15 protein-coding genes are annotated in these 13,562 nt (G+C 66.3%); 7 read left to right on the top strand and 8 right to left on the bottom strand.

Going from position 1 to position 13,562, the window contains the following annotated elements; genetic code table 11:
- Positions 1–210 precede the first annotated feature (210 nt).
- The 5 genes from ABD05_RS23875 to ABD05_RS23855 all read right to left on the bottom strand — a co-directional run bounded on the left by ABD05_RS23875 (position 211) and on the right by ABD05_RS23855 (position 5,563).
- On the bottom strand, positions 211–714 hold the full coding sequence (locus tag ABD05_RS23875; RefSeq protein ID WP_047902508.1) for a hypothetical protein: 504 nt from the start codon (positions 712–714) through the stop codon (positions 211–213).
- A gap of 121 nt (positions 715–835) precedes the next feature.
- Positions 836–1,660, bottom strand: a complete 825-nt coding sequence (locus tag ABD05_RS23870) for an OmpW/AlkL family protein (RefSeq protein ID WP_047902507.1) — start codon at positions 1,658–1,660, stop codon at positions 836–838.
- Positions 1,661–1,732: 72 nt separating this feature from the next.
- A complete protein-coding gene (locus tag ABD05_RS23865) occupies positions 1,733–2,986 on the bottom strand; it encodes a DUF2957 domain-containing protein (RefSeq protein ID WP_047902506.1) in 1,254 nt (417 codons plus the stop codon).
- Positions 2,987–3,057: 71 nt separating this feature from the next.
- Complete coding sequence (locus ABD05_RS23860) at positions 3,058–4,671, bottom strand: DUF2957 domain-containing protein (protein ID WP_047903762.1); 1,614 nt, start codon at positions 4,669–4,671, stop codon at positions 3,058–3,060.
- A 595-nt stretch (positions 4,672–5,266) separates the two neighbouring features.
- Positions 5,267–5,563 (bottom strand): cupin domain-containing protein, encoded by a 297-nt coding sequence (locus tag ABD05_RS23855; protein WP_047902505.1) that lies wholly within the window; start codon positions 5,561–5,563, stop codon positions 5,267–5,269.
- 434 nt (positions 5,564–5,997) lie between these two features.
- On the opposite strand from ABD05_RS23855, the gene ABD05_RS23850 reads away from it, so the two are divergent.
- From ABD05_RS23850 to ABD05_RS23840, 3 genes are all read left to right on the top strand, one after another.
- A complete protein-coding gene (locus ABD05_RS23850) occupies positions 5,998–6,942 on the top strand; it encodes an ABC transporter ATP-binding protein (protein ID WP_047902504.1) in 945 nt (314 codons plus the stop codon).
- 5 nt (positions 6,943–6,947) lie between these two features.
- Complete coding sequence (locus ABD05_RS23845) at positions 6,948–7,709, top strand: ABC transporter permease (protein WP_047902503.1); 762 nt, start codon at positions 6,948–6,950, stop codon at positions 7,707–7,709.
- A gap of 151 nt (positions 7,710–7,860) precedes the next feature.
- Positions 7,861–9,285 carry an MFS transporter gene (locus ABD05_RS23840; protein ID WP_047902502.1) on the top strand — a complete coding sequence of 475 codons (1,425 nt, stop codon included), beginning with the start codon at positions 7,861–7,863 and terminating at the stop codon, positions 9,283–9,285.
- 283 nt (positions 9,286–9,568) lie between these two features.
- Here the strand turns inward: ABD05_RS23840 and ABD05_RS23835 are convergent, their stop codons facing one another.
- Positions 9,569–9,799 (bottom strand): hypothetical protein, encoded by a 231-nt coding sequence (locus tag ABD05_RS23835; RefSeq protein WP_047902501.1) that lies wholly within the window; start codon positions 9,797–9,799, stop codon positions 9,569–9,571.
- A gap of 28 nt (positions 9,800–9,827) precedes the next feature.
- Entirely contained in the window at positions 9,828–10,016 is a 189-nt protein-coding gene (locus ABD05_RS37875; protein WP_148669132.1) for a hypothetical protein, read from the bottom strand.
- Here ABD05_RS37875 and ABD05_RS23830 point away from each other — a divergent pair.
- The 4 genes from ABD05_RS23830 to ABD05_RS23815 all read left to right on the top strand — a co-directional run bounded on the left by ABD05_RS23830 (position 10,006) and on the right by ABD05_RS23815 (position 13,085).
- Positions 10,006–10,437 carry a YciI family protein gene (locus ABD05_RS23830; RefSeq protein WP_047902500.1) on the top strand — a complete coding sequence of 144 codons (432 nt, stop codon included), beginning with the start codon at positions 10,006–10,008 and terminating at the stop codon, positions 10,435–10,437. The two genes, ABD05_RS37875 and ABD05_RS23830, sit on opposite strands and share 11 nt — an antisense overlap.
- Positions 10,438–10,552: 115 nt before the next feature.
- Entirely contained in the window at positions 10,553–11,359 is an 807-nt protein-coding gene (locus ABD05_RS23825) for a DinB family protein (RefSeq protein ID WP_047902499.1), read from the top strand.
- Positions 11,356–12,096, top strand: a complete 741-nt coding sequence (locus ABD05_RS23820; RefSeq protein ID WP_047902498.1) for an alpha/beta fold hydrolase — start codon at positions 11,356–11,358, stop codon at positions 12,094–12,096. The genes ABD05_RS23825 and ABD05_RS23820 overlap by 4 nt, the downstream gene beginning before the upstream one ends.
- A 110-nt stretch (positions 12,097–12,206) precedes the next feature.
- The gene (locus tag ABD05_RS23815) at positions 12,207–13,085 is read left to right on the top strand and encodes an alpha/beta hydrolase (protein ID WP_175804821.1); all 879 of its coding nucleotides are present in this window, start codon (positions 12,207–12,209) and stop codon (positions 13,083–13,085) included.
- A 136-nt stretch (positions 13,086–13,221) separates the two neighbouring features.
- On the opposite strand, the gene ABD05_RS23810 is transcribed toward ABD05_RS23815, so the two are convergent.
- A complete protein-coding gene (locus tag ABD05_RS23810) occupies positions 13,222–13,452 on the bottom strand; it encodes a hypothetical protein (RefSeq protein ID WP_047903761.1) in 231 nt (76 codons plus the stop codon).
- Positions 13,453–13,562: the final 110 nt, after the last annotated feature.

Here is a 13,562-nt window from a genome sequence, read left to right as displayed (position 1 = left end):
AATCGGAATGATGTTGTTTCAGTCGAATCGGGTGGCGCGGTACGCCGCGCCAGCCCTGTATGTCCGCCCGCATCGGATCGCGACACGGGCGGCCAATCGGCCGTCGCGCCGATACGCGCGACGACACGAACGCATCGAAGCTGCGGACACCCGCCGCGCATGCCTCACGGCCCTCGCACGCGGCGGGCGCCCCGCTTCGATCCGCGACGCTTACTGCACGTGGAACTTCGGCGACGTCAGGACCGTGCCGGACACCGTGCAATTCGGCGTCAATGCAGCGCTATTGAACGTCAGCGACGAGTTCGGATCGTTCCATACCGTTACCACCTTGCTCGGGCCGCACGCGCCGAGCAGCGCGACATTCACATGCACGTTGTTGATCGACAACTGCGTCGTGCTGTCTGCCTGGCCCGTCCACGGCGACGTGCTGCTCGCCGTGCCGCTGATCAGGCCGCAGGTGGCGCCGCCGGCAAACTGCGTCGACGTGATGTTGACGATGCCGGTCGACGTGATCGTGCCGTTGAACGTCGCGTTGCAGGATGCGGTAATCGATCCCTTGCTGAGGTTCGTGAGCCCCGATACGGAGAACGGTTCGCCGTTCGGGTTCATCGGCTGCCCGTCGGCACGCGAAACGGTGACTGCGAAAGCAGGCGCGGCCGAAACCGCGGTGAAAGCCACTGCAGCAACAAGCGATACGATTTTGCGAATGCTCATTTGAACTGCCCCCTCTCTTCACAAATGGCGGCACGCCGCCAGGAACGCGACTTCCCGGCCGGATTGGTCCGGCCCGTCGGTCGCAGGAAGCCGCCGGCACGCGTCATGCGCGCCGGACGGCTCAGAACTTGTAGGAAATCCCGACGAACGTGATCAGCGGATCGGCCTTCAGCCGCGTGCGCGTGGTCGCGAGCGTCGAACCGTCGGCCGCCTTGATCACCAGCGACGAGTAGGTCTTCAACGGCATGTACGTCAGCGTCGCGGTCAGCCCCCAGTGCTTGTCGATCGCATAGCTCGCGCCGACGTTGTAGACCGGCGTGAACGACGAAGACGCCTTGCCCTCCACCGACGTCGGCCCCGGCTTGCCGGCGCCGGCCGCGAGCACGCTGCCGAGGTTCTCGTTGATGTCCTTCGCGAAGTTGCCGTTCAGCTCGATGTTGCTGAACCAGCTATAGGCCACGCCGATCCCCACGAACGGGCGGAACTTCGCCGTCGGCGCATTGAAGTAGTACTGCAGAATGATCGTCGGGCTCCACTGCCGCGCGTTCTTCACGGCCGGCTGGTTCGACGTCTTGTCCATGTCGACCGAGCCGAGCGAGCCGGCCGGGCCCGGTGGCCGGATCACGCCGTGGCCGGTCAGCGTGAACTCGGGCGGCACGCCGAGCACCGACGTCACCGCGATGTGGTCGGTAAAGAAGTGCGTGAGCGTGAGGCCGACTGTATCGGCGTTGTTGACCGTCAGGCTCGTGCCCGGCGACGTGAACGACCCGGGCAGGCGCAGCGGCCCGTTGATCGGCATGCTCGCGAGATTCGTCGTCAGCCCGTTGGTCGAATCCTGCGGCATGATGTGCAGCCAGCCCAGCGTCGCGACGTTGTCGCCCGCCTGCTGGGCCGATGCGAGCGTCGACATGCCTGCGACGACACCCGCGACAATCAGCTTCTTCATGAAGTCTCCCCTCATTATGTCCGGGCGCCGCGCAACCGCGCGCGACGCCGCCGTGTCTCCATCCGGGTGTGGTTACTGCACGAACGCGCCGACCGTGAAATACGGATTGCTCGTATCGGCCATGTCGAGGAACCCGAACACGCCGCCGGTGAACACGAACTTGCCGGTCGCCGGGCCCGACGCCGCATCCGCATGCACGGTCGTGACGACGCCCGGCACCTTCTGCGTGAAGTCGAGGTTCAGTGCGCGCGTGAGCGCGGCCTGCGACGCGTTGAACGGATCGAGCAGCGTCGCCTGCGCGCCGATGAGCGCGGTCGCGCGGTAGTTGAACGCGCTGTCGACACCCGTGTACTCGCCGTTCTGCGAGCCCGGCGCGATCGCCGTCTGCGGGCCCAGGAACGAGATGCCCGATTCGTCGTCCGCGCTCGGCGGGCCCTGCGTAAGGTCGGCGTTCGCGGCGCCGGTGCGGATGAAGACCGGCACGAGCTGGTTGCGCAGCTTGCCGACGATCAGGATCCCCTTGCCGGCCTTCGCCGGATCGAGTGCGGCGAGCGTCGGCGGAATCTGCGGCTGGTAGTTGAGCGACTGGAATGCCGGCGCATCCGGGCGCAGCGTGAACGGCTGGTTCACGGTCGCGCTCGACGCAAGCGGCTGCCCGCCGTTCTTCTTGCCGAAGTTGTCGGTCTCGACGTAGCTGCCGTCCGCGTTGATCGTCACCTTCTGGTCGAGCGCCACCGGCTGGAAGTTCTGCGACGGCACCTGGTGATAACCGAGCTGGTTGTAGGTCCCGGCGATCTTCGTGAGATCGGTTTCCAGCGACGAGAAGCTGATGAACGGGTAGTACGGGAACGTCGTCTTCGGGATCTTGCCGACGCCGATCACGCCATCGAACTGGATCGTCGCGCCGGGAATCGCGCCGCCCAGCACGCCCTCGCCGAGGAACAGCCGTGCCGGACGGCTCGGGTCGAGGCTCGCGTTCTGCATCCGGAACGTGCACTGGTTCAGCTTCACGGTCGGCAGGCCCGTTTCGTCGGCCAGCGTACCGTCGACGACGTTGGCCGGCGCCGTGTCGCGCGTCGGCTGCACGGTGCCCGCGGTAGTCGGCACCGGCGACGCGAGGTAGGTCATCCGGTACGTCATCTTCGTCGTGTCGAGCTGCACTTTCACGAGCTCGCCCGACCCCGACCCACCGATGAACACCGTGCTGTAGTCAATCGTCTGCGGGCACAGCCGGACCACCGGCGCGGGCGGCGGGTCGCCGTCTCCGCCGCACGCGGCCAGCACGGGCGCGATCGACGCCGCGGCCATCCATTGTTTCAAATTCATAGGAATCCTCTTGAAATTCGATTCGCCGGCGGCGACGCATGCGCCGCCGGTGTTACGTGTTCAATGCAGGGTTACTGGACGAACGCGCCGACCGTGAAGAACGGGTTGACCTGGCTGTTGTTGACGACCATTGCGTAGACGTTGCCGGCCGTCACGATCCAGCCCGTGTCGCCCTTCTTGAAGATCGCGACGTTGCCGCTTGCGCCTTTCGCGTTGAAGTCCTGCGTGGCCGTGACCTTGATCTTGCCGGGCGTGGCCTGCGCGTAGTCGAGCGCGAACTGCGAGGTCACCGACGACGTCTGCGGATCGATGAACGCCGCGGTATTGCCCTGGAACAGCGTGGACGTGTAGTTCGCCGAGATCGTCGAGACAGCGGTGCCGTCGTTGCAGGTGCCCGCTTCCGGCAGGAAGGCATTGCCGTTGAAGGTACCGGGCAAGTCCGGATGCGCGATATTGATGTTGAAACTCGGACCGCCTGTCGCGAAAGCGCCCGTCGGTCCGTTGGACGTCACGATGCCGCATGCCGACGCGCTGGTTGCACCGATGTACCCGCCTTTCAGCGAATTCGCCGCGATCGTCTTGGTCGACGAGAGCATCGAGATGCCGACTTCGGCATCGGCGACCGATGCAAGGACGTTGCTGGTATCGATATGCGTGTAGCCGACACGAATCACGACCGGCACCAGCACGCCATTCAGCTTGCCGACGATCATGATGCCCTTCGCCTGGCTGGGGGCCACGATCACGATGGCCGATCCCTGCCCTGCGAACGGATAGACGACCGTGCCGACCTGGTTTGCCATCGCATTGCTCACGAAGACGTTATCGGCCGATCCGTCGGCGTTTTTGCGCAACGCCCATGGCGATCCAGTGGTCTGGCACGAGTAGTCGCTGCCCGGCGTGATCGTGCACGATCCATCCGCGTTGAACGTCTGGTTCCAGTTGATCACGTCAGGCTGCCAGCCGACGGGCCCCAGCATGGCCTGATAGTTGGTGCCGACCGGCGACAGGTGAATGCCGACCTCGTTGTAGTTGCCCGCGACCTTCGTGAAGTCGGTTTCCGTTTCGATAAAGCCGATGAACGGATAGAAATCGAACGTGCGCGACGGCACCACGCCAAGGACGAGACCCGGAATCGGCTCGAGGCCCGCGAACGCGATCGTCGCCCCCGGAATCCCGCCGCCAACCACGCCATTGCCGACGAACAGCATCGGCGGATCGGTACGCTTGATCGTCACCGAATACGCGCCGTCGCTGGTCGCGCCGCTGTCGAGCACGAACGCGCAGCGGTTCTGCTCGGCGGTGGGAAGATTGGTCGGATGATGGAACGCGCCGCTGATCGTCAGGCCCGCGCGCGTGTTGTTGACTTGCCCTGCCGACGTCGGCACCGACGATTCGATGAACTGCATCTGGTAGGTGAGCTTCGTCGTGTCGAATTTCACCTTCACGTATTCGCCGCTGCCGGCGCCGCCCGTGTAGGTCGTCGTGTAATCGAGCGAATCCGGACACAGCTTCGTCACGACGGGCGGCTGCTTGATCGGGCCGCTCGGCCCGCATGCGCTGCCGGAGCACTGCGGCACGTTGATCGGCCCCGGATCGTCGCCGCCGCCGCAGCCGGCGATGAACGGCATCGCCAGTACCGCGCACGACAGGATCGCCTTCCGCCATTCAGGAATGCAAATCATCAACCCCTCCTTTTCGGGTACGACAAGTCTCGTCCGGACGGGCTGCATGGCCCGCCGGTTGGTATCGCGCCGCCGCACGAACGCGCGGCGCATGATGGTGTTCGCCATGCAACCGCCCCGCAGCTCATGCAAATGCGACGAAAGCCGCGGCGGCAGACAAACGCTCTCCCGCGGCGCCGTCATGCGGCACGGCGCCGTCGGAACGATCGAAACGGAAAGTGGTTCGCCGCTACACGGCGATGCGACAACGCAGGCGGGCGACCTGCGTCGCGCCTGCATTCAGCGAAAAACCGGGAAAAGGCAGTCCGACTGGCCCCGCGGATACGCGTCGCATGAATTGGTCTCCGTACGTACGCTTGATTCGTTATCGTGATGCGTCGTTTGTCGAGACTATGATCGGACCATTCAAACAAGTAAATGGATGCAGAGTTCCAAACGAACGGAACCACGCGATCCTAGTGTTTTCACGGTGTTTGACAGTTTTTCAAACGGCCTTCAATTTATTTGCTCAGACAAATAGATGACCCGCGCGACGGCCTTGCGCGGCAGGCCGCTTCCCGCGGCGGGCGGGCGAGCCGACGCGGCCGCAAAAGCCTTAAACGTCGATGATCGCGAGCGTGCCATGGCTGCCGGGCAGCACCGCGTGGCGCGTGCCGGCGAGCGCGAGATACATCTGCCCGGCCTCGACCACGACCGTTTCCGTGCCGACTTCGAGCATCAACTGGCCGTCGAGCACCAGCAGTCCCTCGTTGTAGTCGTGCACCTCCGCTTCGTAAGGCTGCGCATCCATGCGCAACACCTTGATCCTGGCCGGCCCGACCTCGCCGACGATCGTGGATTTCCACGCGACGGCCTGCGCGGCCGCAACGGATTTGAAATCGATCAAAGACATTCGCGCCGCTCCGTGAACCGTGAAAGGAACGCATTATCGCGAGCGCCAGGCATGCCGTCCCGGTACGGCGTAAAGGCGTTCGGGCAGCACAGTCGGCGGGCCGGCCGCCGCGTGGCAGCGAGAAAACCCGATCGTCGCCCGATTTGCCGAAAACGACACCTATTGTTCGTTCAATTCAAATAAATGGCCGATCTATCGAGTAACACCCAACCATTTCAAGCAAATCCGGCTCCGGTCACGCACCCTCTTTCCACCAGAATGCATTTCCATCTACCGATTGCTAATATGGCGGTCCCGCGATCCCGCATCACAACGCCGTTCGACATGACGCCCGTTCGCCATGCCGTCCCCGATCCCGGCCGCTTCGCAGCGGCGGCGACACCGGGTACGCGCGGCACACACCGTCGCGCCGGCCGGCCGTGCCATCCGTGAGCATGCAACCGATCCTTTCCGTCTCCGACCTCTCCAAGACTTACGCGTCCGGCTTCCAGGCGCTGAAGCACGTGACCCTCGACATCCGCCCCGGCGAGATCTTCGCGCTGCTCGGCCCGAACGGCGCGGGCAAGACGACGCTGATCGGCTCGATCTGCGGCATCGTCACGCCGACCTCAGGCCGCGTGACGGTCGGCGGCCACGACATCCGCGATCAATACCGTGCGGCCCGCGAAATGATCGGCCTCGTGCCGCAGGAGCTGACCACCGACGCGTTCGAAACCGTCTGGGCGACCGTGTCGTTCAGCCGCGGCCTGTTCGGCAAGGCGCCCGATCCCGCGCATATCGAGAAGACGCTGAAGGCGCTGTCGCTGTGGGACAAGCGCGACAACAAGCTGATGACGCTGTCGGGCGGGATGAAGCGCCGCGTGATGATCGCGAAGGCGCTGTCGCACGAGCCGCGCATCCTGTTCCTCGACGAGCCGACGGCCGGCGTCGACGTCGAGCTGCGTCGCGACATGTGGAAGCTCGTCGATTCGCTGCGCGAAAGCGGCGTGACGATCCTGCTGACCACGCACTACATCGAGGAAGCCGAGGAAATGGCCGACCGGATCGGCATCATCCTCGGCGGCGAGCTCGTGCTCGTCGAGGAAAAGCGCGAACTGATGCGCAAGCTCGGCAAGAAGCAGCTGACCGTACAGCTCGAGCAGCCGCTCGCGGACGTGCCGCCCGCGCTCGCGCCGTTCGGGCTCGAACGCGCGGACGACGGCGCCGCGCTCGTCTACACCTACGACTCGCAGCGCGACGACGCGAGCATCGCGACGCTGATCAACGCGCTCGGCTCGGCCGGCATCGGCTTCCGCGACCTGCACACGACGCAGAGCTCGCTCGAGGATATTTTCGTCAGCCTGATCGACAACCGCCGCAACGGCGTACAAGGAGCCTGACGCACATGAACCTGCAAGGAATCCGCGCGATCTACCGCGCAGAAATGGCCCGCACGCGCCGCACGCTGATGCAGAGCATCATCGCGCCGGTGATCTCGACGTCGCTGTATTTCGTCGTGTTCGGCTCCGCGATCGGCTCGCGCATCAGCGACGTGAACGGCATCGGCTACGGGTCGTTCATCGTGCCGGGCCTCGTGATGCTGTCGCTGCTGTCGCAGAGCATCTCGAACGCGTCGTTCGGCATCTACTTCCCGCGCTTCACGGGCACGATCTACGAGATCCTGTCCGCGCCCGTGTCGTACTGGGAAATCGTGATCGCCTATGTGGGCGCGGCCGCGTCGAAGTCGATCCTGCTCGGCGTCATCATTCTCGCGACGGCCGGCCTGTTCGTGCCGCTGCATATCCTGCATCCGTTCTGGATGGTGCTGTTCCTCGTGCTGACGGCGGTCACGTTCAGCCTGTTCGGCTTCGTGATCGGCATCTGGGCCGACAGCTTCGAGAAGCTGCAGCTCGTGCCGCTCCTGATCATCACGCCGCTCACGTTCCTCGGCGGCAGCTTCTATTCGGTCGACATGCTGCCGCCCGCGTGGCGCATCATCACGCTGTTCAACCCGATCGTGTACCTGGTCAGCGGCTTCCGCTGGTCGTTCTACGGGCTCGCCGACGTGCACGTGTGGATCAGCCTCGCCGCAACGGGGCTGTTCCTCGTGATCCTGCTCGCGATCGTCGCGTGGATGTTCCGCACCGGATACAAGCTGAAGAACTGACGCATCGCGCGCCGCCCGCCGATGACGCATTTGGGCAAGCAGGCGGCGCTTTTCCTCTGATACGGCACTTTGTGGTCGCGTCTACTGAATACCGAAGCATCGGGGCCCTGGAGCATGCGCTGCAAGGCCCCTTTTCATTTCAGAGGACGCCATGCCCGCCGCCACCGCTCCCGCCTCCGCCGCCGCCCGGCTCGAACGCCTGCCGTTCTCCGGCTATCACAAGCGGATCTTCTTCATCATCGCGATCGCATTCTTCTTCGACTCGGTCGACCTCGGCACGATGACGTTCGTGCTCGGCTCGATCCGCAAGGAGTTCGGTTTGTCGACCGCGGCCGCCGGCCTCGTTGCGAGCGCAAGCTTCTTCGGGATGGTGCTCGGCGCGGCCGTCGCCGGCCTGCTCGCCGACCGCTTCGGCCGCCGGCCCGTGTTCCAGTGGAGCATGGTGCTGTGGGGCGCCGCGTCGTACCTGTGCTCGACCGCGCAGAGCGTCGACGCGCTGATCGTCTATCGCGTGCTGCTCGGGATCGGGATGGGCATGGAATTCCCGGTCGCGCAGACGCTGCTGTCCGAATTCGTGCCGACCGAGAAACGCGGCCGCCTGATCGCGCTGATGGACGGCTTCTGGCCGCTCGGCTTCATCACGGCCGGCATCGTCGCGTACTTCGTGCTGCCGCAGTTCGGCTGGCGCACGGTGTTCGCGCTGCTCGCGATTCCCGCGGTGTTCGTGCTCGTCGTGCGCCGCATCGTGCCCGAATCGCCGCGCTGGCTCGAGCATGCGGGCCGGCTCGCGGAAGCCGACTCGGTGATGCACACGATCGAGGCGAAGGTGATGCGCTCGACCGGCGTCACGACGCTGCCGCCGCCGTCGCGACTCGCCGAACCGGTGGCCGCACGCGGCCAAGGCGCGCTGCGCGAAATCTGGAGCGGCGTGTACCGCCGCCGCACGGTGATGGTGTGGCTGCTGTGGTTCTTCGCGCTGCTCGGCTTCTACGGCCTCACGTCGTGGCTCGGTGCGCTGCTGCAGCAGGCCGGCTTCGAGGTCACGAAGTCGGTGTTCTATACGGTGCTGATCTCGCTCGGCGGCGTGCCGGGCTTCCTGTGCGCCGCGTGGCTCGTCGAGCGCTGGGGGCGCAAGCCGACCTGCATCGCATCGCTGATCGGCGGCGGCGTGATGGCCTATGCATACGGCCAGAGCGCGCTGTACGGCGGCAGCATGGCGCTGCTGATCGGCACGGGCCTCGCGATGCAGTTCTTCCTGTTCGGGATGTGGGCCGCGCTGTACACGTACACGCCCGAGCTGTACGGCACTGGCGCGCGCGCGACGGGCTCGGGCTTCGCGTCGGCGATCGGGCGCGTCGGCTCGCTGATCGGGCCTTACGTGGTCGGCGTCGTGCTGCCGGTGTTCGGCCAGGGCGGCGTGTTCACGCTCGGCGCGCTGTCGTTCATCGTGGCCGCGATCGCCGTGTGGACGCTCGGGATCGAGACGAAGGGCCTCGCGCTGGAACAACTGGCGGCGGGCGACGGAGCCGCTGGCAGCGGCCGGTATCCGGCGGCGGCAGCGGACAAGGCGTCCTGATCCGCGGACCGGATGGTGGTTTTCTTTCAGGCTCAGGCCGGGATGGCGTTCAACGCCGTTCCCGGCCGTTGCGCGAATCGACAGGCTTCACGTCCGGTTCGACGCGGCTAGACTGCATCGAGGCACCGGTTCGTGTGGCCGTTGATGCGTCGCGGCGATCGCGCGGCGGTGCCGTCCCGCCCCCATTGCCCGCGCGTGCTGGCCAGCGCGATCGCGCATTGCGAAGCCGCCGCCGCGTAGGGAACGCAGGCGGCGACGCAAGCGGTGGTATGACGGATGCCGGTCAGGCGCCGGTGACGACGAACTCTTCGGCCGCCTTGCGCTGGACCGCGGCCATCACCGCCAGCTCGCGCTTGCTGCGCGCGTCGGAGGACACGACACCCGTCGCGTGCTTCGCCTTTGCGCCCAGCGGGAAAAACACGAACGACGCGCCGTCCGGGGCAGCCGGTTCGGCACGCAAGCGTTTGTTCAGGATTTTCAGGTATTTCTTCTTCGAAACTTCTTTAGCAGCCATGGCACCCTCCGCGTAGACGTGGTGAGGATCAGCATACCAGTTTTGGCGGGGCGGTCGGCCAGCGCGCCCGCCGCCCGCGCAACGGCGTTTTTTTCGTGCCGATGTCGATTTCGCCGCGCGTCGTCCGTCGTACCATCGCAAGCACCGGTCGGTATTCCCGCACGGCCGACATCCACTCCACCTTTTCCGATCCAGGAGAAACAACAATGCGCGTCATGGTCATCGTCAAGGCAACCGCCGATTCCGAAGCCGGCAAGATGCCCGACACCGAACTGCTGGCCGCGATGGGCCAGTACAACGAGGAACTCGTGAAGGCCGGCGTGATGCTCGCCGGCGAAGGGCTGCATCCGAGTTCGCGCGGCAAACGCGTGCACTTCGCCGGCAAGGACCGGGCGGTGATCGACGGCCCGTTTGCCGAAACCAAGGAACTCATCGCCGGATATTGGCTGTGGGAAGTGAAATCGATGGACGAAGCCGTCGAATGGGTGAAGCGCTGCCCGAACCCGATGCCGGGCGAATCGGACATCGAGATCCGCCAGGTGTTTTCGCCCGAGGATTTCGGCGCGGAATTCACGCCCGAACTGCAGGAGCAGGAAGCGCAACTGCGCGCGGAAATCGACGCCCGGCAGAAATCCTGAGCGGCGGGCGGGAGCGAAGCCGGCGCGGCGCCCGGGCGGGTCGCACCGCCCGGTTGACGTGACCCTGTCGAGTAACGTATCGTTTTGACACGTTACTCGACAGGGTCCCTTCGTCATGCATTCCCGTTTCGACCGTTTCCGCACCACCGCGCTCGGCACCCAACTCGAAGCGCTGATCGCACAGCCCGAGCGCTATCCGGAATTCGCGGCGCTGTCGCGCGTCGGCGTCGCCGCGATCGGCGCGATCCAGCACGAGATCGCGCGCAACTTCCCCGAAATCGAAGCCGACACGACAGCCCGCCAGTTCTGCGGCGCGATGGTCGCGGAGGTCATGCGCCGCCACGGCCACGACGTCGTGCAGGCGCGCGGGCGGCTCGGCGGCACGCTGTTCAGCTATGGCGCGGTGTTCAGCGCGTATCCGCAACGGCTGCCGTTCGCCGACGTCGTCGCCGAGCTGGCCCGCATGCCCGACCGGCTCGCCGCGTATGCCGCGCACGTGCCGGCCGCGCTATGCACGCGTCGCCCGGCCGGCACCGGCTTCTCGCTGGTCGAGCATGCGTGCCACTTGCGCGACCTCGACGCGGTGTTCGCCGAACGCATCGACGCCGTGCGCACGGTCGAACTGCCCGTGATCGCGTCGGTCGACGGCACCGAACTCGCCGCGCAGCGCGACTATCTCGCGCAGCCGCTCGACCGTGCAGCCGCGGCATTCCGCTCGGGCCGCGCCGCGCTGTGTGCAACGGCCGCCGTGCTGGAACCCGCGCAACTCGCGCGCTGCGGATTGCGCGACGGCATCCGCCGCATGTCGCTCGACGAACTCGTACGCGAACTGCTCGATCACGACCGCACGCACGTGCTCGAACTCGACGAACTGCTCGCCGAGCTCGAGTTGCCGCCCCTTCCTTCCGCGCCCGCCCAATGACCCAGCCCGCCCCCGTCGTCTTCATCCACGGTTTCATCGGCACGTTCGACGTGCGCGGATGGAACGGCCCGCATCTCGCCTCCGACCTGCTCGGCTATGGCGCACACCGTGCGACGCCGTTCGACTCGATCACGCTCGCCGCGCAGGTCGAGCATGTCCGGCAGACCGTCGACGCGCATTTCGGCGCGCAGCCGGTCGATGTCGTCGGCCATTCGGTCGGCGGCGCGATCGCGATGCTGTTCGCGCATGCGCACCCCGAGCGCGTGCGGCGCATCGTCAACGTCGAAGGCAATTTCACGCTCGACGATGCGTTCTGGTCGGCGTCGGTCGGCCGCATGACGCCCGGCGAAGCCGACGCGATGCTCGACGGCCTGCGCGCCGAACCGCTCGACTGGCTGCGTGGCGCGATCGACGATCCGTCGCCACGCATGCTCGACGACGCACGCCGCTGGCTCGCGCACCAGCCGGCGTCGACGCTGCGCGCGATGGGCCGCTCGGTGGTCGCGACGACGGGCGTTCCGGGCTACCTGGAGGCGCTCGCGCGGGTGTTCGAGCGTCATCCGGTCTGGCTCGTCGCGGGCGAACGCTCGCGCACGGGCTGGCATGTGCCGGACTGGGCGCTCGCGCGCTGCGCCGGCTTCGACGCGATCGAACGCTGCGGGCACCTGATACCGGCCGAGCGGCCCGGCGCGTTTCGCGACGCAATCGAGCGCATCCTGTGCGCGCCGCCCGGCTAACAACCCGTAGGGCTCGCCGAAATTTGGTTGAAAGGTGCGGTTGCTAGAGTCGTCCGAACAGGGTTTTCCCGGCCCCCTGCGCCGGACGGAGTCGACACATGCGAGGACCGATGTACGTGGCACGCGCCTGCTGGCTGCTTCTGCTGCTCGCCGTCACGAGCCCTGCCTTCGCGTTTCATGCGCGGGTCGTCGCGATCCCCAGCGCCGCGATGAGCGAGACGCTCAGGGCGACCGTCGTGCTGCCCGACGACTACGCTCGCGCCAACCGCAACGGCGAACGCTATCCGGTCGTCTATCTGCTGCACGGCTCGGGCGGCGACCATACCGACTGGACGTCGAACACGCACATCGCCGCACTGGCCGACCGCTACCGCGTGATCCTCGTGATGCCCGACGGCGGACACGAAAGCTGGTACATCGACAGCCCGTTCGATTCGGGCAGCCGCTACGAAACCTTCATCGGCGACGAAGTCGTGTCCTATGTCGATTCGCACTTCCGCACGATCGCGACGCAGCGCGCCCGTGCGATCACCGGGCTCAGCATGGGCGGCTTCGGCGCGCTGCGCATCGCGCTCGACCGGCCCGACACGTTCGGCGCGGTCGGCAGCATCAGCGGCGCGGTCGATCCGCGCTGCTGCGAGGACGAGCCGGGCATCGACCACGTGTTCGGCGACCCCGGCCGCCATCCGTCGTTCTGGAACCGCAACGTGATCGTCGAAAGCGCGCGCGCGTTCGTGCGCGCACATCTCGACGTGACGATCGACTGCGGCCGCGACGACGCGTTCGTCGGCTCGAACCGCACGCTGCACGAACGGCTCGTCGCACTCGGCGTGCCGCACGACTACGCGGAGCGGCCGGGCGGCCACACGTGGGATTACTGGGCGAATGCGATCCGCTACCAGATGCGGTTCTTCGCGGCGTCGTTCCAGCATCGCGGCTACGCGTTCCATCCCGCGAACCCCGCGCCGGACATGACGCGCGCGGGCTGACGCGCGCGCGGTGTCGCCGCGCGGCCCGGCGATATCGATTCGATGCGGGCGGGATAAACGATCGACGGACCGAACAGCGGCCCGGCAAGGGAAAGGAGGCGCGCCGATCGACGCGAAAAAAGCAGAAACACCTGGTTCAGATCTGGTGTGCCGCGTCGGCGCTCACGACGCGATCGAAGACTTCCTGCGCACGCGCCAGCTCGTCGAGCGCGCGATCGAGGCGCGACATCGCGCGTGCGTATTCGGCCGACGAGACGTCGTCGTCGCTTTCGCCGCGCACGGCGCGAAAGGCCTGATCGACGTTGCGCGTCGCTTCGACGAAGCGTTGCGCAGCCCGGGCTTCCCGTGAACAGATGTGGGTCGACATCGACACTTCTCCTACAGGGTTGCAGTGTGAAGCATGCCGACGCCCAGTGTGCGTGGTACGCATGTCGGTGGCGTGAACCACGGCGCATCGATGGTCGGCACATCGGCCGC

The sequence above is a fragment of the Burkholderia pyrrocinia genome (assembly GCF_001028665.1).
Lineage (GTDB): Bacteria > Pseudomonadota > Gammaproteobacteria > Burkholderiales > Burkholderiaceae > Burkholderia > Burkholderia pyrrocinia.
The sequence above is the reverse complement of the archived record's forward strand: the minus strand, read 5'-3'. Positions and strand labels throughout refer to the sequence as shown.

Excerpts from the sequence above, each read along its gene's own strand:
- ABD05_RS23845 (WP_047902503.1), top strand. The coding sequence starts at position 6,948 with ATGAACCTGCAAGGAATCCGCGCGATCTACCGCGCAGAAATGGCCCGC.
- ABD05_RS23865 (WP_047902506.1), bottom strand. The coding sequence starts at position 2,986 with ATGAATTTGAAACAATGGATGGCCGCGGCGTCGATCGCGCCCGTGCTG.
- ABD05_RS23875 (WP_047902508.1), bottom strand. The coding sequence starts at position 714 with ATGAGCATTCGCAAAATCGTATCGCTTGTTGCTGCAGTGGCTTTCACC.
- ABD05_RS23830 (WP_047902500.1), top strand. The coding sequence starts at position 10,006 with ATGCGCGTCATGGTCATCGTCAAGGCAACCGCCGATTCCGAAGCCGGC.
- ABD05_RS23840 (WP_047902502.1), top strand. The coding sequence starts at position 7,861 with ATGCCCGCCGCCACCGCTCCCGCCTCCGCCGCCGCCCGGCTCGAACGC.
- ABD05_RS23815 (WP_175804821.1), top strand. The coding sequence starts at position 12,207 with ATGTACGTGGCACGCGCCTGCTGGCTGCTTCTGCTGCTCGCCGTCACG.
- ABD05_RS23810 (WP_047903761.1), bottom strand. The coding sequence starts at position 13,452 with ATGTCGACCCACATCTGTTCACGGGAAGCCCGGGCTGCGCAACGCTTC.
- ABD05_RS23820 (WP_047902498.1), top strand. The coding sequence starts at position 11,356 with ATGACCCAGCCCGCCCCCGTCGTCTTCATCCACGGTTTCATCGGCACG.
- ABD05_RS23860 (WP_047903762.1), bottom strand. The coding sequence starts at position 4,671 with ATGATTTGCATTCCTGAATGGCGGAAGGCGATCCTGTCGTGCGCGGTA.
- ABD05_RS37875 (WP_148669132.1), bottom strand. The coding sequence starts at position 10,016 with ATGACGCGCATTGTTGTTTCTCCTGGATCGGAAAAGGTGGAGTGGATG.
- ABD05_RS23855 (WP_047902505.1), bottom strand. The coding sequence starts at position 5,563 with ATGTCTTTGATCGATTTCAAATCCGTTGCGGCCGCGCAGGCCGTCGCG.
- ABD05_RS23850 (WP_047902504.1), top strand. The coding sequence starts at position 5,998 with ATGCAACCGATCCTTTCCGTCTCCGACCTCTCCAAGACTTACGCGTCC.
- ABD05_RS23870 (WP_047902507.1), bottom strand. The coding sequence starts at position 1,660 with ATGAAGAAGCTGATTGTCGCGGGTGTCGTCGCAGGCATGTCGACGCTC.
- ABD05_RS23825 (WP_047902499.1), top strand. The coding sequence starts at position 10,553 with ATGCATTCCCGTTTCGACCGTTTCCGCACCACCGCGCTCGGCACCCAA.
- ABD05_RS23835 (WP_047902501.1), bottom strand. The coding sequence starts at position 9,799 with ATGGCTGCTAAAGAAGTTTCGAAGAAGAAATACCTGAAAATCCTGAAC.